The organism is Pseudomonas sp. StFLB209, from assembly GCF_000829415.1.
Taxonomy (GTDB): Bacteria; Pseudomonadota; Gammaproteobacteria; order Pseudomonadales; family Pseudomonadaceae; genus Aquipseudomonas.
In genome coordinates, this window is the sequence record NZ_AP014637.1 from 5,420,261 (window position 1) to 5,437,180 (window position 16,920).

A 16,920-nucleotide genomic window follows, 5' to 3' on the forward strand; every position below is an offset into this window, starting at 1 on the left:
TTCTGGCCTCCCCGCTCGCTCAGTTTTCGCCTAAACCCCTCTAGTTCAAGCATTGCCAATGATCCCCGATAGAAAAAATTGGCATACCATCAGACAAAAAAGCTAAAGAATCGCACTTATTGGCCGAGACCCTGACGGTTACTTGCCAAGCCCCGGTTTTCTGGCGGCTAGACCCACCCTGCGTGCACAGCGGCGGTCGCATCCCGGTCCTAATAACAATCTGGAGCCTGAATGAACATCAAACAAAAGCTGACCGGTGCCTTCGCGGTTATCGCGTGCCTCCCCATCGTGGTGGTGGCCAGCATCGTTATTCTCAATTTGCGTAGTGAAGCGACCGACACCTTCACCGACAGCAGTGGCCGGGAAATCCGCCAGGTCGAGAACGCCATGCAGCTGTTTTTCGAAGGCATCAGCCAGAACGTTGATAACCTGGCCAGCCACCCGCTGCTGCTCAATGCCGGCAACGATGTGAAGAGCTACGTCAGCGCCGATGCTCAGAGCGTGGCGGCCTCGGACACCGACCGGCAACTGACCGACCTGTTCAGCCGCCTGATCAAGAGCCACCCGGCCTATGCCTATGTGCAGTTTGGCCTGAGCAATGGCAGCTATGCGATTGGTCCGGGCGAGCCCGACCTGAAAAGCTATGACCCGCGTACTCGCCCCTGGTACAGCCTGGCGATGGCCAGCCCGAACAAGACGCTGCGCACCGAAGCGCATTACTGGGCAGCCGACGACGCGGTACTGGTCAGCACCGTCCGGGCGATCCCCACCGCCTTGGGCAATCCGGGCGGAGTGATCAACATTGATGTGTCACTCAAACAACTGACCACCATCGTCAAGCAGATCAAGCTGGGCAACAGCGGCTACCTGATGCTGGTGGAAAACAACGGCAATGTGCTGGTCGACCCGAGCAAGCCGGAACACAACTTCAAAAAGCTCGCGGAGCTGGGCGACGGCTACAGCGAACTGGCCAAGGCCAGCCAGGGCCTGCGCGAAGTGCAGCTCAATGGCGAGCGCTACATGGCCAACGTTTACCCGTCGACGCAACTGGGCTGGAGCTTTATCGGCCTGATCAAGCGTGACGAAGTCATGGCCTCGGCCAACAACCTGACCTGGCTGATCGGGGTGATTGCCGCCGTATTGGCCGTGGTCTTTGCGCTGATCGGCACCAGCTTCGCCAGCCTGATCGTACGCCCCATCAATGGCGTATCCAGCGGCCTGGAAGGCATTGCCCAAGGCGAAGGCGATCTGACCGTGACCCTGGCAGTACGTGGCAATGACGAAACCGCCAGGCTGGCCGGCTGGTTCAACCAGTTCCTGGGCGCGATCCGCAGCCTGATCCAGCACATCGCCGGCGCCGCCAGCAGTATTCTGGCGGCCTCACGCAGCGCCACCCAAGTGTCAGGTGACATGGCCGACGCCGCCAATCGTCAGCGTGAGGCAGTGGATATGGTCTCTACCGCCTTCCACGAAATGGTCGCCACCGCCAACGAAGTCGCCCGCTCCTGCAGCCAGGCCGCCGAATCGGCCGACACCAGCCAGCAACAGGCCCGCGACGGCCAGCGGCAGATCGACGACGCGGTGCACAGTGTCGATCGGCTCAGCGAAGAAATCTCTCGCTCGGCCAAGGACATGAGCCAGCTGGAAAAAGACAGCAACGACATTCAGTCGATTCTCGACACCATCCGCTCGATTGCCGAGCAAACCAACCTGCTGGCGCTCAACGCCGCCATCGAAGCCGCGCGCGCCGGTGAGCAAGGCCGTGGGTTTGCCGTGGTGGCCGACGAAGTCCGGGCGCTGGCCAAACGCACAGCCGACTCCACCGCCGAGATCGACACCTTGCTCGGCAACCTGGCCAGCCGTACCGCCTCGGTCGCGCAACAAATGCATTCGAGCCTGCAGGTGTCGCAGCAGTCGGTGAGCAAGATCGGCCAGGCACGCAGTAGCTTCAGCCTGATCCGGGAGTCGGTGGATGTAATCCGGGACATGAACACCCAGATCGCCACCGCTGCCGAAGAGCAGCATCAGGTCGCCGAAGACATCAACCGGCATATCAGCCAGATCCATGGCGATGCGCAGTTGGTGGTCGAGCTTGCGCAGTCGGCAAGGTCCGACTCGCAGAGCCTGGCGTCGTTGTCTGACGAACTCGACGCACTGGTACGGCGCTTTCGCACCTGATTGGCGCCGCGCCGCGCACATCAACAGTGCGCGGCGCTGACCGTCGGCCTATCAGGAACGCACTCCTGATTGCGCATCGTTAACACCCGCAGTTTTCTTCCCCCCTAATTGGCGTGAAATAACCTGAATACGGGTGTCGCTCAATTACCCCCACGTGAAATAATGGCAATGCGCTAGCTAGCATGCTTGCGCACCATTAAAGTGCAGTACGCACACCCTGCCCTTACCCTGGACGACATGTGTAGCAATGACACTGGTAGCTGAAAACACGGATGTGATGTATCGCCTGCTGGTGCAGAGCGTTGTGGGTTATGCCATCTATATGCTGACCCCGGAGGGAGTAGTCGCCAACTGGAACAGCGGCGCCGAACGGGCCAAGCAGTACAAGGCCGAGGAAATCGTCGGTCAGCATTTTTCGTTGTTTTATAGCGAAGACGAACGTGCCCGTGACGTCCCCATGCACGGCCTGAACATTGCTCGTCAGACCGGCCGGTTCGAGGCTGAAGGCTGGCGCCTGCGCAAAGACGGCAGTACCTTCTGGGCGCACGTGATCATCGACGCGATTCGTGCTGATGACGGTACGCTGATCGGTTTCGCCAAAGTCACCCGTGACGGGACGGCGCAACGGCAGGCCTTGATGGCCCAGCGCGAACAGGAACGGCGCTTTCGTCTGCTGGTGCAGGGGGTTCCTGACTACGCGATCTACATGCTTGACCCGGACGGCCATGTCGTGAACTGGAACTCCGGAGCGCAGCGCACCAAGGGTTATCTGGCCGAAGAAATCGTCGGTCAGCACTTCTCGCTGTTCTACACCGCCGAGGACCGCGCCAAAGGCCTGCCGGATCGGGGCCTGGCCACCGCACTGCGTGACGGCCGGTTCGAGGCCGAGGGCGTGCGCCAGCGCAAGGATGGCAGCACCTTCTGGACTCACGTGCTGATCGTCCCCATGCATGACGAAGACGGTCTGTTGATCGGTTTTTCCAAGATTACCCGGGATATCACCGAGCGCCGCGAGGCCGAGCTTCAGGTGCTGGCCGCCAAAGAACTGGCCGAGCGCTACAGCGAAAAAATGGCAGCCCTGTCACGCTTTCTCGACTCGGTGATCGGCAGCATTCCGGCCGGGGTTATCGTGCAGGACGCCAGTACCCGCGAGGTGTTGCTGGCCAACGAGCAGGCGCAGCGAATTTTTGGCAGCGCACAGTCAATGGTCGGCCGTCGCGTGCATGAGTGCCTGCCTGCCAACCTGGCCGACTATATTCGCGAACAGACTAATCAATGCCTGAACGGCGCCGGCATGCGGCTGGCCGAAGATCGTTTGCGGACCGCCATCGGCCCGCGGGTGCTACGCACCAAGAGCCTGCGCCGCATTGATGTCGATGCGCACTCGGACTATGTGCTGCTGATTACCGAAGACGTCACTGACGAGATCGCCGCCCGCGAGCAGATCCATCATATGGCGCACCACGACTCATTGACCGGTCTGGCCAACCGCACCTTGCTGCACGAAGAGCTACAAGCGGCGCTGCACAACTGCGCCATGAATCAACGCATGGTCGCCACCCTGTGCCTTGATCTGGACAAGTTCAAGAACGTCAACGACGCTTTCGGCCATGCCTTTGGCGACAAGCTGTTACGCGCGGTGGCCGAACGGCTGCACGGGGTACTGCGCGACGAAGACACCCTGGCGCGGCTGGGCGGCGATGAATTTGCCATTGTCCTGCCGCGCATCGATCGCCCTGAAGACGCTTTGCGTACTGCGCAGCGCATCATCGATTGCATCGCCCCGGCGTTTCTCATGGACGGCCATAACTTCCTGATCGGCGTGAGTATCGGTATCGCTTTTACTCGCAACCCGCATGAGCACGCCGAACTGCTACTCGGTCATGCCGACATGGCGCTGTACGAAGCCAAGCGCAATGGTCGCAACCGCTATGAGGTGTTCCACGAGGACATGGCCGAGGCTGCCCAGCGCCGTCGGCTGATGGAAATCGATCTGCGCAAGGCGCTGCACCTTGGCCAGTTGCACCTGTATTACCAGCCCATCATTGGCATGGACACAAGCTGCATCACCGGCTACGAAGCCCTGATGCGCTGGCAACACCCGTCAAAGGGGCTGGTGATGCCGCTGGAGTTCATTCCGGTTGCCGAGGAGACTGGCCTGATTCACGAGGTCGGCGCCCGGGCCTTGAACCTGGCCTGCCAAGAGGCGTGCACCTGGGGCACTGAGCAGAGTGTGGCGGTGAACCTGTCGCCGGCGCAGTTCAAGAACCGCGAGCTGGTCAGTATCGTCAAGCTGGCGCTGGATGACTCGGGCCTGGCGCCACATCGTCTGGAGCTGGAGATCACCGAGTCGGTGTTGCTGGAAAATAACGAAGAGAACCTTGAGACCTTGCGTGCACTCAAGGCCTTGGGGGTCGGTATTGCGCTGGATGACTTTGGTACCGGCTATTCGTCGCTGGGCTACTTGCGTTCGTTCCCGTTCGACCGGATCAAGATTGACAAGTCATTCGTGCATGAGATGGAAGAAAGCCGTGAGGCGATGTCGATCATTCGGGCGATTACCGGGATCAGCAGCAGCTTGTTGATCAAGACCACGGCTGAAGGTGTCGAAACCGAAGAGCAGTATGCGCGGCTGCGGGCCGAGGGCTGTTCGCACCTGCAGGGGTATCTGTTTGGCAGGCCATCGCCGACGCATGAACGCAAGAAGAAGATGTGATGTGGCGGTAGGAGCGGCTTTAGCCGCAATACTGTTCAGATAAGCACTGCGGACCCGGTAGGAAGAGTCGGCCGGCGCCCCGGTCTGCTCGCGAAGGGCCAGTAAAGTCACAACATCTGCTGCGAATGTGCCGTCCTCTTCGCTGGCAAGCCAGCTCCCACCGGGGGCATACAGTGCTTAAGTGAACAGCATTAGGCGGTAAGAGCGGCTTCAGCCGCAAACTGGCCGCTGCCAATGTAGGACGCGTCCAATTTTCCTGTAGTCCGATAATTTCCCTCCGAGTGCTTGCTAGGCTGCGATCCCTTCACCAGGGATCGTTCGATGACCGAGCCAAAAACCACCCCGCAATACACCAAAGCGCCCGACACCGGCCTGCGGGTCATGCCCCGGCCGACCACGCCCCAGAGTGCCGAGCGCGTCCCGCCGCCACCGGTTTACAGCTTCGAAAATCCCCCACCCAGACAACAACTGCGCCCTGAACCTGTTGTCGGTGCCGAACCCGGCTTTTACATCCTGCCGCGCAGCATGTCGCCAGCCGAGCTGTACCGCGAGCTGTTCAGCGCCATGCCCAACGCAGCGTTGCGCCCTTTCAGCCAACTCAACCCAGGCCTGGATCAAACCCTCAAAGCCGGCACCCTGATCGTCCTCAGCGACCCGAACAACCGCACCTGCACCTTTGCCGAATCACAACTATTGGCCGCTGCCGAAGAGGTAAAGGCTGCACTGGCACCACTGACATCTGTAGAGGCTGACTTCATGATGCGCCACGCCGCAGAGATCGCCTCGTTTACGGGGGAGACATCGACCTGGCTGGGGGTGAGTGCGGCGGTGATGGAGGCACATTTGAAGAAGCTGGGCGACACGCTGGTGAAGATCGAGAGATTGCATCAGGACAGTTTTGGCAAATACGGTCATTTGAGGTCGCCGGAGTTTTTCGCCAAACGAAAAGAGCTACTCAGAGAGCTCGATAGTCATCTACTTGGCTCAAGAAACCTGAGAGGCCTGACGACTTTCAATGATCAATCCAAGTTGAAGAGCGCTTTGGGGATTTCAAGCCGCAGCCTGGTTCATCATTGGCGCAAAGCCGGAGGCCCAGGTCTGATTCCCGGTTACTCCGAGCATGTAAAGGCAATTGGCAAAGCGACTGGCTGGATGAAAACGGGGGGTTACATCGGAATTGGCATTGGCGGTGTTTCGGGTGTTATGGCGATCAAGGAGGTCTGCCGTCTGGGAGATGAGCAGGCTTGTAGAAAGGTTAAGTTCGTTGAAGGTGGAAAGTTTTTGGGAGCGACAGCAGGTGGGTTCGCCGGTGCCAAAGCTGGTGCGTGGCTGGGAACAGGTCTTGGATCAACAATTTGTGCAGGCGTTGGTCTGGGGACTGCCGGAGTGGGCGGGGTTGTCTGTATGGCCGCGCTGATCGGGGGTGGGGCGCTTGCCGGAACACTCATTGGCAGTGACGGTGGTGAGTGGAGTGGTGAGTATATTTACGGGAAAAGTCTACCTTGAATGTCTATGAAGGGGAGCATATCTGGCTTGTTGCCTTTTTAGTATACGGTTGTTTTATCGCATTCTCTGCAAGTGTAATTTTTAGGCTGTACGTAAGGCACTGTTTGCTCAAGAGCCTATTGAAGAAATCAAGCACCAGCCCTGACATGGAAGCTTTGCACTTGAGGGACTTAAAGTATTTATTCTCGGCATGGCGGGATCGATGGCTTTTAACGATAGGTACGAATCTATTGCTTAGGCACAGACACATAAATATAGGTTCGCTGGATCGGTTTGATATTTTCAAGTTGCCCGCACGGCTTCGAGGCGTGGCTGTTGCCAATGCGATTTGTGTTTATGGTGGTTTTATCTGGATGGTGGCAGCGGCAACTGGCTTGAAACTCATGCTTTAATCTACTGTAGCTGCCGAGCTTTAAGGTGCTGCCTTTTGATAGCCAAAAGAAAATTTTAATGGGCACTATTTATTTTGGGTTTATGCGCCCATTTTTAGTAAATATTTTTCTTGAATTTTATATTCGATATTTCTGTCTAACTGATATGTTGGCGGCACTGAAAAGAAACTCGCTTTTTTCGTTTGTAGACGGACGAAACCCGGGGCATCAAGGTCGTTTGTTTAAGACATTGCTGCTGACGGACATTGGTACTGCGCTGATCTTTTCCCGCAGCAATGTGCGTAATGGCGCGTGCTTGAGACCGTGAAAAGCCCGCCAAACCCGCAAACCAGAAGGCTTGGGGGCCTTATCGGCATTTGGTTGTAGGTGCGATTTTAACCGCGAAGCTTCGCGGCTAAAGCCAATACTGTTTACTTAAGCACTGTATGCCCCCGGTGGGAGCGACCTTGGTCGCGAAGAGGCCAGTAAAAACACAACATCTGCTGCGAATGGGCTGCCGTCTTCGCCAGCAGAGCTGCCTCCCACCGAGATTTGTGTACTTAAGTGAACAGTATTGGCTTTAGCCGCAATACTGTTCAGATAAGCACTGCGGACCCGGTGGGAAGAGCCGGCCGGCGCCCCGGTCTGCTCGCGAAGGGCCAGTAAAGTCACAACATCTGCTGCGAATATGCCGTCCTCTTCGCGAGCAAGCTCGCTCCCACCGGGGGCATACAGTGCTTAAGTGAACAGCATTGGCTAGCGACTTCCATGTCGGTTTCCCCACCAAATCGACACCTACGCTCGGCCAGCGCCAATCGTCGCGATTGGCGTCGTCTGTACCATCTCGGTTCGAAGTTCAAGAGCAAGAGCACAAGGTCAATTCGCAACTGAAGCGAAGCGCTGAGCGCCTACAGCAGTTTCCATGTATAGCTAAGAATCAGCCGGTTTTCGTCGATATCACTGCGGTAGTTGGAACGTGCCGCAACATTGCGCACACGAATGCCCAAGCCTTGCAAGGTGCCGCTCTGCACCACATAGCCGATGTCCAGATCGCGCTCGCGGTCTTTGCCTTCATAACCGGCCCCGGTGGTGACGTTGTCGCCGCTGATGTAGCGCACGGTGGTGGTCAGGCCCGGAACACCCAGGGCGCTGAAGTCATAGTCATAACGCACTTGCCAGGAGCGTTCGTCGGTGTAGGCGAACTCGTAGGTCGGCACTTCGTTGCCCAGCGGGGTAACGTTGGCAAATACCCTGGGGAACGGGCTGTCGCCGTACATGGCCTGGTAGCCAACATAAAAGGTGTGCCCACCACGCTTGGCCGACAGCAGCGAGAAGAACGCCTGGTTGTCGATAGTGCCAAGCAACTTGTCGCCATCTTCTTTGGCGCTGTAGTAACCCAGGTTGGCGCCCAGCACCCAGTTGCCCACTGGCTGGCTGTGTTTGAGGCCGACGAAGCCTTGCGCATAGATGTCTTCAAGCTGGCCGTACCACAGGCTCAATGAGCTGCGTTTGTCGTTGAAGCTGTAGTCGCCGCCCAGGTAGTTGAAGGCATCGGCAGCCGCCTGGCGTTGCGGCACATGGCCAAGCATGGCGTTGAGTTTGTCGTCGCCGGCTTCGTTGCGCAGGTGGGTGCTGTTGAGGTGACCGGCCTGCAGGGTCAGCCCGCTGATTTCGCTGGAGCTGAGCGCCACACCCTGGTAGCTCGGCGGCAACAGGCGAATATCACTGAAGCTCAGCACCGGCAGGTTGGGTTGCAGTTCGCCAACTTTGAGTTCGGTCTTCGATAGCCGCGCCTTGAAGGTCGCCGCGACCCGGCTGTACTCATCGGCTGCACGGCCATCGCCGTGGGTAGGCAGCAAGCCGGTGTTGACCCGATCCGGGCTGCTGTCGAGTTTGATACCCAGCAGCCCGGTAACGTCCAGGCCGAACCCGACCACACCTGGGGTGTAGCCGGACTTCACATTGAGGATGAAGCCCTGCGCCCACTCCTCCTGCTTTGACTGCCGGTTGGCGCCGACAATGTCCGAGAAGTCGCGGCTGAAGTAGTAATTGCGCGCTTGTAAGGTGGCACTGGCGCCGTCGATAAAGCCCTCTTTCTCCGCCGCGCCGGCGGTTAACGCGGTCAGCGGCAGGCTCAGGCTGACCAGGCTGATGAGGTGACGCTTGGCGATCTGCTGTTGGCTCATGGTTGTTCTCTTGTTGTTATGAATAAGTGAAGCCTCAGCGCGCCGAAACCGGCACAGCCTGCGCTGAGGGGCAACGCTTTCAGGTTTTTTCGCCAGGCAAGGCCGCCACCGATGACGGCCGTCGTGCCTGCATCGCGACGTGCACGATCACCCCCGCCAGCAAGCCCCAAAAGGCCGCCGACAAGCCGAGCAATGACACCCCCGAGGCGGTCACCAGAAAGGTGAACAGCCCGGCGTCGCGCTCAGCGGGTTGCGCACTGCTGCGGCTCAGTGCCTCGCTGATTGCACCGAACAGCGCAAGCCCGGCCAGTGCAGCGATCAGTTCTTTGGGAAAGGCAGCAAACAGCGACACCAGGGTGGCCCCGGCAATGCCCAGAATCAGGTACAGCAGGCTGCCAGACAGCGCCGCGATGTAACGCCGCCTGGGGCTTTCATGGGCTTCGCGGCCGGTACACAGGCTGGCGGTGACCGCCGCCAGGTTCAGGCCATGGCAACCGAACGGCGCCAACAAGGCGCTGCCCAGGGCGCTGGCGCTGATCAGCGGGCTGGCCGGGGTCTGGTAACCGGCGTTGCGCAGTACCGCCATACCCGGCATGAATTGCCCGGTCAGCGCCACCAGTACCAGCGGCAAGGCCAGATTCAGGGTCGCTTCAACGCTGAACTCAGGCGTGATCAGGGTCGGTGTGGCCAGCCCCAGCACCAGCGCATCGCCCTTGAAATCACCGTTCAGCCAAGTCATCAGCGCACCCACCAGCAGCACCGCCATCACCGCGTAACGTGGCAACAGGCGCCGCATCGACACATAGGTGGCGAACATTGCCAGCACCAGCCAGGGCTTGGCCGGCAGTGACTCGAACAGCGCCGTGCCGAAGCTGAACAGAATCCCGGCTTGCAGCCCCGCAGCGATCGAACCCGGCAAGCGGGCAATGATTCGGTCGAAGGCGCCACTCAGACCAACCACCCCGATGATCAGGCTGGCGACCAGATAAGCGCCCACCGCCTGGTTGAGCCCCAACTGCGGCAATTGCGACACCAGTAGTGCACTGCCCGGAATTGACCAGGCGATCACTACCGGCACCTTGTAGCGCAGGCTGAGCAAGCCGCCCAACAACGCGCTGCCGATGGAAATCGCCCAGATCCACGACGACAGTTGGGCATTGGACAACTGCGCCGAGTCAGCCGCCTGGAAGATAATCACCAGCGGCCCGGCATAGGAAATCACCGTGGCAATGCAGCCGGCCAGCACCGCAGACAGGGACGCATCCTTGAACAGGTCGTTCATGGGACCTCGCAAGACGTAGCATTTTTATAAGCGAGCGGAGCCTCTGCGCGAGCGCCAGGCCGCTCGCTCGCGCAGATGGATTTCAGGCTTGCCTGGCCAGCAGCGGCGCACTGGCACTCGCCTGGCGTTGCGCGCTGATGGCGAACACGGTCATGGCAATCGCCGCGATGGCACCGGGGATGGCGAAGGCCATGAAGTTCAGTTGCAGCGGCAGGTTGATGCCCATCAGCGCGCCGCCGAGCAGCGGGCCGACGATGGCGCCGTTGCGGCCGATGCCCGAGGCCCAGCCAAGACCTGTGGAGCGCATCGACAGGCCGTACAGCTGCGCCGCGCCGGCATACAGCAGAATCTGGGTACCGATGGTGGTGGCCCCGGCGATGAAGATCAGCAGGTACAGCACTGGCATCGGGCTGTTGAAGCCCAGCAGGCTGATCGACACGGCACCAAGAATGAAGAAGCCTACAGTGACTTTGGTCAGGTTCAGACGGTCACCCAGCCAGCCGCCGAAGATCGCCCCGAACATCCCGCCGAAGTTCAGCGCCAGCAAGAACGACAAGCTCGAGCCCAGGCTATAGCCGGCATTGGCCATCAGTTTCGGCAGCCAGGAGCTGAGCGCATACACCATCAGCAGGCAGCAGAAGAACGCCACCCACAACGCCAGCGTGCGCACCGCACGGCCCTCGCGAAACAGCTCCAGAACCGCCACGCCTTTGCCTTTGGCATCGCTTACAACCAGTACGTCATTGGTCGTGAGGTTGTGGCTGGCATCGAGCCGATTGAGCAGTTTGCGCGCTTCATCACTGCGGCCCTGGCGCACCAGAAAACCGATTGACTCGGGCAGGTAGTAGAGGATCGCTGGCAGCAGCAACAGCGGCAGTGCGGCGACCAAGAACATCGACTCCCAACCGAAGCGCGGCAGCATGAAGATGCCCACCCCGGCCGCGAGCATGCCACCGAGTGAATAACCGCTGAACATCACCGCCACCAGGGTGCTGCGCATACGCTTGGGGGCGTATTCGTTCATCAGTGCCACGGCGTTGGGCATCAGGCCGCCACAGCCTAACCCTGCGATAAAGCGGCAGATACCAAACTCGGTGGGGCTGCTGGCGAAGCCGTTGACGATGGTTGCGCCGCTGAACAGCGCAAAGCAGATGGCAATGCCCTTTTTGCGCCCGATCCGGTCAGCCAGGCTGCCGAACGCCAAGGCACCGAACATCATCCCAAACAGCGCGTAGCTGCCCAGTGCACCGGCCTGCAGCGGGGTCAGCCCCCACTCTTTCATGATCGCAGGCAATACCACGCCATAAATGAACAGGTCATAGCCGTCGAAGATCAACAGCAAGGCACACCAGCTCATCACCATCCAGTGGAAGCGGCCGAACCGCGCGTTGTCGATAATTGCGTGTACGTCGATGTTTCGCATGGCATCAATCTCTTGTTTTTGTTGTGGAGAGCATTGCTGCGTATAAGCTTTTTCAGACAGTGCCACGCACTGCATTGGTCGGCACTCCGGTTGCCAACCAATGCAGCGCACAGCGCTGCCCTACCCCAGATCCCCGCCGCCTACCGGCAACGTCACGCCGGTGATGTACGAAGCCTCGTCCGAGGCCAGGAACAGGATTGCGCCAACCTGTTCGTCGAGGCTGCCGTAGCGTTTCATCAGGCTGCTGCCCAGGGTCTGGTCGACGATCTGCTGATACCAGACCTTCTCCTGCTCGCTCTGCGGCGCAGCGTTGCGCGCAATGCGTCGCGGCGGTGCTTCGGTGCCGCCCGGGGCGGTGGCATTGACGCGGATCCCGCGCCCGGCGGTTTCGAACGCCAGGCAAGCGGTCAACGCGTTGACCCCGCCCTTGGCCGCGCCGTAGGGCACGCGATTAACGCCACGGGTGGCAATCGACGACACGTTGACGATCGCGCCGCTGCCCTGCTCCAGCATGTACGGCAGTGCGGCATGACAGCACCACAGGGTCGGGAACAACGAGCGACGCACCTCCGCTTCAATTTCCTGTGCCTGATAGTGCTCGAAGGGCTTGGCCCAGATGGTCCCGCCCACGTTATTGATCAGCACGTCCAGCCGACCAAAGCGCTCAACGGCCGCCGCCATGACCCGCTGCGCGTCTTCGCAGCGCTCAAGGTCAGCGGTCAGCGCCAGGCATTGGTCGTCCAGGCTGTCGGCCAGCTCGAACACCAGCTCGCTACGGTCCACCGCCACCAGCCATGCGCCTTCGCTCAGCAACCGCTCGGCGAGCCGTCGGCCAATGCCTTGCGCGGCACCGGTGACCAGCACCACTTTGTCTGCAAATCGCTTGCTCATCACAGCCTCCCTGGCTCAGGCCGCACTGGCGGCGAATTTTTCGAAATAGAAGTTCGCCGGCGTGATGCCCTGCTCGCGGATGAACTGGCTGACCGCCTCGACCATCGGCGGGGGGCCGCACAGGTAGACATCAACGTCGCCGTCGTTGAGATGCTTGGGCTCGATGTGATGGGTGACAAAGCCCTTGTGCGGGTAACTGCTGTCCGGGCTGGACACACAGGCGCTGTAGCTGAAGTCGGGAATCCGCGTGGCGAAATCGGCCAGCACGTCCATCTCCACCAGGTCGCTGTCATGGGTCACCCCATAGATCAGATGCAGTGGGTGCTCGCTGCCCTGCTCCACTATTTTCTCCAGCATCGCGGTGAACGGTGCCAGCCCCGTACCACCAGCCAGCAGCAACAGCGGGCGCTTGATGTCACGCAGGTAGAAACTGCCCAACGGGCCGGCCAGGGTCATGCTGTCGCCGGCCTTGGCCATACCGGTCAGGAAGCTACTCATCAACCCGCCCGGCACGTTGCGGATCAGAAAGCTGACCTCGCCGTTTTTCTGCAATGAGCTGAACGAGTAGGCGCGGCTTTGCTCGCTGCCCGGCACCTTGAGGTTGACGTACTGACCAGGCAGAAACGCCAGCTGGCTCAGCGACTCACCTTTGATTTTAAGGGCGATGGTGCTGTCGGAGAGCTTCTCGACCTGGCTGATCGCCGCCTCAAAACTGGCCTGGCGGGTCTTGCACACATCCGAGGACGCCGGGATACGGATCACGCAGTCACTTTCAGCGCGCATCTGGCAGGTCAGTACATAGCCTTGTGCGGCTTCGTCTTCAGTCAATGCGTCTTCGATATAGTCCTCGCCCAGCTCGTAGCGGCCGGCTTCGGCGAAACACTTGCAGGTGCCGCAAGCGCCGTCACGGCAATCGAGCGGGATATTGATACCTTGCCGATAGGCCGCATCAGCAACCGTCTCGGTGGCAGCGGCGTCGATGAAACGGGTCACGCCGTCTTCGAAATTCAGGGCAATCTTGTGCATGACGCACCTCGCAGCAGCAGTCGGCCAGTCATCCAGCCACGCCGATTCAGATGTGATAAACGTCGATCAGCTGACGTACGTAGTCGTTCTTGAGCACCACTTTCTTGGCCCTGATCAAGGGCTGCCCACCGCGGATATCGAGGGTGTAGAAGCTGGTGCCGAAATAGCTGTCGACGGTCTTGTAGCGAAAGCTCAGGGTGTGCCAGTTGAAACGCACCTTGCACTGCCCGTCGTCCTGCTCCAGCACTTCGATGTTGCTGATGTTGTGCGAGGTGCGGGTGTCGGGAATGGTTGCGCTGGAGCGTTCGGTCTTGATCCGGAACACCCGGTCTTCCAGGCCGCCACGGTTGCCGTACCAGATCAGCGAGATTTCCTTTTGCGGGTCTTGGGTCAGCTCGTCGTTATCGTCCCAGGCCGGCATCCAGAAGGTCGCGTCGCTGCTGTACAGTTCCAGCCAGTTGTCCCAGTCGGCGTCATCCAGGTAGCGCGCCTCGCGGTACAGAAAATCCCGCACGGTTTCATACAGGGCGCTCATCACACAGCCTCCACAGGGATCAGTTGCGGTTCGTCAGCTACGGCCTTGAGCATGGTTTGCTGCCAATACTTGTGTTGCAGCACGAACAGACCCTCGTCTTCAGTGCGCACCCCGGACAGCAACGGTTTGAGTTCGATTTCCTGGGCGGCGGCATCAGCGCCCTCGATCCAGTGCGCGGCGCCGCGCGACATGTCGTTCCAGCCCCGTGAACCCTGGTAGCCCATCTGGCACGAGCGGAATTCTTCCAGGTCGTCCGGGGTGGCCATGCCGCTGACGTTGAAAAAGTCTTCGTACTGACGAATCCGCTTGGCACGGGCCTCGCTGCTCTCACCCTTGGGGGCGATGCAGTAGATGGTGATCTCGGTCTTGTCCACCGCAATCGGCCGGGCGATGCGGATCTGCGAGCTGAACTGGTCCATCAGGTACACATTGGGGTACAGGCACAGGTTGCGCGAGTTCTGGATCATCCAGTCGGCACGGGCCTGGCCGAAGTCCTTGGCCAGTTCGTCGCGGCGCTCGAACAGCGGCCGGTCTTCCGGGTTGGCCCAACGGGTCCAGAGCAGCAGGTGGCCCTTGTCGAAGGAGTAGAACCCGCCACCGGTCTTGCCCCAACTGCCGGCGCTCATGGTCTTGATCTCTTCACCGGCTTCACGCAGCTTGCGCTGGTTCTGGGTGGCAGCGTAGTTCCAGTGCACGGCGCTGACGTGGTAGCCATCGGCGCCGTTTTCGGCGGTCAGCTTCCAGTTGCCTTCGTAGATATAACTGCTGGAACCACGCAGCACTTCCAGGCCCTCAGGCGACTGATCGACGATCATGTCGATGATCTTCGCCGACTCGCCCAGGTGCTCGACCAGCGGCAGCACATCGGCATTCAGGCTGCCGAACAGAAAGCCCCGGTAAGACTCGAACCGCGCCACGCGGGTCAGGTCATGGGAGCCTTCGCAGTTGAAGCTTGCCGGATAACCGGCGTCCTTGGGGTCCTTGACCTTGAGCAGTTTGCCGTTGGTATTGAACGTCCAGCCATGGAACGGGCAGGTATAGGAGGATTTGTTGCCGCGCTTGTGCCGGCACAGCATCGCGCCGCGATGGCTGCAGGCATTGAGAAAGGCGTTGAGTTCGCCGTCCTTGTTGCGGGCAATGAAGATCGGCTGGCGACCGATGCTGGTGGTCAGAAAATCATTGACCTCAGGGATCTGGCTCTCGTGGGCCAGGTAGATCCAGTTGCCTTCGAAGATGTGCTTCATCTCCAGATCGAACAGGCGCGCATCGGTGAACATCTCACGCTTGCAGCGGAAGATGCCCTGCTCCTTGTCTTCCTGGAGCAGTGAGTTCAGGTAGTCGAATCCCAGGGACATGGCCAGGGCCTCCATTGTTATTGTTCAGGCCGGGTCAGGTTAGGGTCAGGGCGGGATGGGCAATATCCGGTTCTTGCAGATCGCTATCCGTTTTCTGCAAAGCGGGGGTTGGCCGGGGGCATTTGTGGGAGCGGCTTTAGCCGCGAAGATCTTTCGGTTTATGCAAAGGTCATTGCCGCAGTTGCCTGTGCCTCGGGTTCAGCCCCGACGGGCGGGTCACTTTGGTTTTGAGTGCGACTCCCGGACCAAAGTAACCAAAGGCATTGCTCCTGGCTTGGCCCCGCCCTTTGCGGGCGGGGTTCCCTCACTCCGGTGCCGATTCGGCGGTCGGCGGCGTCTGTGATATCTCGGCTCGAAAAGCAGAAGCAGCGGCGCAGAGAATCTGCCGCCCGGTAGTGCCTACCGAGCCAGCAGGCGTTAAAGCTGTCGGCGCTTGAGGGTATCGGAGGGCAGTTCGCCGAAGCGCTGGCGGTAGCTTTCCGAGAAGCGCCCCAGATGCAGAAAGCCATGGTCCATGGCAATTTCGGTGAGGCTGCGCACGGTGCAGTTGGGGTCTTTGAGGCAGGCATGGATGCGTTCAAGCCTGCGCTGGCGCACGTAGAGTTTGGGCGTGACGCCCAGATGCCGCTCGAACAGCCCGTACAGGCTGCGCAGGCTGACCCCGGCCTGGATGGCCAGGGCGTCGAGGTCGATATCGTGTTTGAGGTTGCGCTCGATGTAATCGAGCAGCCGTTCGAACACTGCCGGCTGCCCGGCGAGGTTCTCGCGGCTGACGTTGGTCTTCATCAGGGTCAGCATCTTGCTGGCGACAATCTGCGCGTAGTGCTCCTCGACCTTGAGCATCCGCTCGTCAGCCTCAGCCTCCTGACAGACCATGGCCAGCAGATTGACGAAGCCATCGAGGCCCGGCAACTGATAGCGATTTTCGGTAAACCGCACCCCGTCACGCGGGTGCTGCCAACGCTGCTGTTCGCACACCGACTCGATCAGGCTCACTGGCATTTTGAGGATGAACTTCTCGCAATCATCCGAATAGGTCAGGTCCACCGGGTCATCAGGGTTGATCAGCAGCAGCTCACCGGGGGCGAAGTAATGCTCCTGACGATGCCCACGCCACAGGCAGTGGCCACTCAACAGGATCTGCAAATGGAAGATGGTTTCCAGCGACTGGGAGATGACCCTGACACTGCCGCCATAGCTGATACGGCACAGGTCAAGGTTGGCGAACTGGCGATGGTTGAGGCTGGCCAATGGACGGCCTGCTGCCGGCATACGAATATTATGGGTACCGACATGCTGGTTCACATAGCCCGATACGAGATGCGGGTCGGCACGGTCGAACACCCGACTGCGCTCACTGAGCAGACGACTATCCATAAGGCAAGGCACTCTTGTAATTATTCTTGTCGGGCTGCCGTGGCGTGGTCGCACCAGGCAGAGGCTAATCGGCG

12 protein-coding genes and 1 pseudogene are annotated in these 16,920 nt (G+C 60.0%); 5 read left to right on the forward strand and 8 right to left on the reverse strand.

Annotated elements, in window-relative coordinates; translation table 11 throughout:
* Positions 1-387: 387 nt before the first annotated feature.
* The 5 genes and pseudogenes from PSCI_RS30300 to PSCI_RS29300 all read left to right on the forward strand — a co-directional run.
* Positions 388-1,320 (forward strand): annotated as a pseudogene (locus PSCI_RS30300) (cache domain-containing protein); the annotation flags it as partial.
* Between the two features lie 129 nt (positions 1,321-1,449).
* Entirely contained in the window at positions 1,450-2,178 is a 729-nt protein-coding gene (locus tag PSCI_RS30305; protein ID WP_442965480.1) for a methyl-accepting chemotaxis protein, read from the forward strand.
* Between the two features lie 247 nt (positions 2,179-2,425).
* The gene (locus tag PSCI_RS24110; RefSeq protein ID WP_045491876.1) at positions 2,426-4,894 is read left to right on the forward strand and encodes a sensor domain-containing protein; all 2,469 of its coding nucleotides are present in this window, start codon (positions 2,426-2,428) and stop codon (positions 4,892-4,894) included.
* Between the two features lie 321 nt (positions 4,895-5,215).
* Positions 5,216-6,400 carry a hypothetical protein gene (locus PSCI_RS24115; protein WP_231906497.1) on the forward strand — a complete coding sequence of 395 codons (1,185 nt, stop codon included), beginning with the start codon at positions 5,216-5,218 and terminating at the stop codon, positions 6,398-6,400.
* Positions 6,401-6,817: 417 nt separating this feature from the next.
* Positions 6,818-7,099: a hypothetical protein gene (locus PSCI_RS29300; protein WP_144403323.1), complete on the forward strand. Its 282-nt coding sequence runs from the start codon at positions 6,818-6,820 to the stop codon at positions 7,097-7,099.
* A gap of 580 nt (positions 7,100-7,679) precedes the next feature.
* Here PSCI_RS29300 and PSCI_RS24120 read toward each other — a convergent pair.
* The 8 genes from PSCI_RS24120 to PSCI_RS24155 form a co-directional block, all read right to left on the reverse strand.
* A complete protein-coding gene (locus PSCI_RS24120) occupies positions 7,680-8,957 on the reverse strand; it encodes an OprD family porin (RefSeq protein ID WP_045491879.1) in 1,278 nt (425 codons plus the stop codon).
* 79 nt (positions 8,958-9,036) lie between these two features.
* Positions 9,037-10,239, reverse strand: coding sequence for a benzoate/H(+) symporter BenE family transporter (locus tag PSCI_RS24125; protein WP_045491882.1), 1,203 nt, complete (start codon positions 10,237-10,239; stop codon positions 9,037-9,039).
* An 82-nt stretch (positions 10,240-10,321) separates the two neighbouring features.
* On the reverse strand, positions 10,322-11,662 hold the full coding sequence (locus PSCI_RS24130) for an MFS transporter (RefSeq protein WP_045494849.1): 1,341 nt from the start codon (positions 11,660-11,662) through the stop codon (positions 10,322-10,324).
* A gap of 120 nt (positions 11,663-11,782) precedes the next feature.
* Positions 11,783-12,553, reverse strand: coding sequence for a 1,6-dihydroxycyclohexa-2,4-diene-1-carboxylate dehydrogenase (locus PSCI_RS24135; RefSeq protein ID WP_045491884.1), 771 nt, complete (start codon positions 12,551-12,553; stop codon positions 11,783-11,785).
* A 15-nt stretch (positions 12,554-12,568) separates the two neighbouring features.
* Positions 12,569-13,579: a benzoate 1,2-dioxygenase electron transfer component BenC gene (benC, locus tag PSCI_RS24140; protein WP_045491886.1), complete on the reverse strand. Its 1,011-nt coding sequence runs from the start codon at positions 13,577-13,579 to the stop codon at positions 12,569-12,571.
* Positions 13,580-13,625: 46 nt separating this feature from the next.
* The gene (gene benB / locus PSCI_RS24145; protein WP_045491888.1) at positions 13,626-14,114 is read right to left on the reverse strand and encodes a benzoate 1,2-dioxygenase small subunit; all 489 of its coding nucleotides are present in this window, start codon (positions 14,112-14,114) and stop codon (positions 13,626-13,628) included.
* The gene (gene benA, locus PSCI_RS24150) at positions 14,114-15,469 is read right to left on the reverse strand and encodes a benzoate 1,2-dioxygenase large subunit (protein ID WP_045494852.1); all 1,356 of its coding nucleotides are present in this window, start codon (positions 15,467-15,469) and stop codon (positions 14,114-14,116) included. The genes benB and benA overlap by 1 nt, the downstream gene beginning before the upstream one ends.
* A gap of 417 nt (positions 15,470-15,886) precedes the next feature.
* A complete protein-coding gene (locus tag PSCI_RS24155; RefSeq protein ID WP_045491891.1) occupies positions 15,887-16,846 on the reverse strand; it encodes an AraC family transcriptional regulator in 960 nt (319 codons plus the stop codon).
* Positions 16,847-16,920 lie beyond the last annotated feature (74 nt).

Excerpts from the sequence above, each read along its gene's own strand:
- PSCI_RS30305 (WP_442965480.1), top strand. The coding sequence starts at position 1,450 with ATGGTCTCTACCGCCTTCCACGAAATGGTCGCCACCGCCAACGAAGTC.
- PSCI_RS24110 (WP_045491876.1), top strand. The coding sequence starts at position 2,426 with ATGACACTGGTAGCTGAAAACACGGATGTGATGTATCGCCTGCTGGTG.
- PSCI_RS24115 (WP_231906497.1), top strand. The coding sequence starts at position 5,216 with ATGACCGAGCCAAAAACCACCCCGCAATACACCAAAGCGCCCGACACC.
- PSCI_RS24120 (WP_045491879.1), bottom strand. The coding sequence starts at position 8,957 with ATGAGCCAACAGCAGATCGCCAAGCGTCACCTCATCAGCCTGGTCAGC.
- PSCI_RS24125 (WP_045491882.1), bottom strand. The coding sequence starts at position 10,239 with ATGAACGACCTGTTCAAGGATGCGTCCCTGTCTGCGGTGCTGGCCGGC.
- PSCI_RS24130 (WP_045494849.1), bottom strand. The coding sequence starts at position 11,662 with ATGCGAAACATCGACGTACACGCAATTATCGACAACGCGCGGTTCGGC.
- PSCI_RS24135 (WP_045491884.1), bottom strand. The coding sequence starts at position 12,553 with ATGAGCAAGCGATTTGCAGACAAAGTGGTGCTGGTCACCGGTGCCGCG.
- benC (WP_045491886.1), bottom strand. The coding sequence starts at position 13,579 with ATGCACAAGATTGCCCTGAATTTCGAAGACGGCGTGACCCGTTTCATC.
- benB (WP_045491888.1), bottom strand. The coding sequence starts at position 14,114 with ATGAGCGCCCTGTATGAAACCGTGCGGGATTTTCTGTACCGCGAGGCG.
- benA (WP_045494852.1), bottom strand. The coding sequence starts at position 15,469 with ATGTCCCTGGGATTCGACTACCTGAACTCACTGCTCCAGGAAGACAAG.
- PSCI_RS24155 (WP_045491891.1), bottom strand. The coding sequence starts at position 16,846 with ATGGATAGTCGTCTGCTCAGTGAGCGCAGTCGGGTGTTCGACCGTGCC.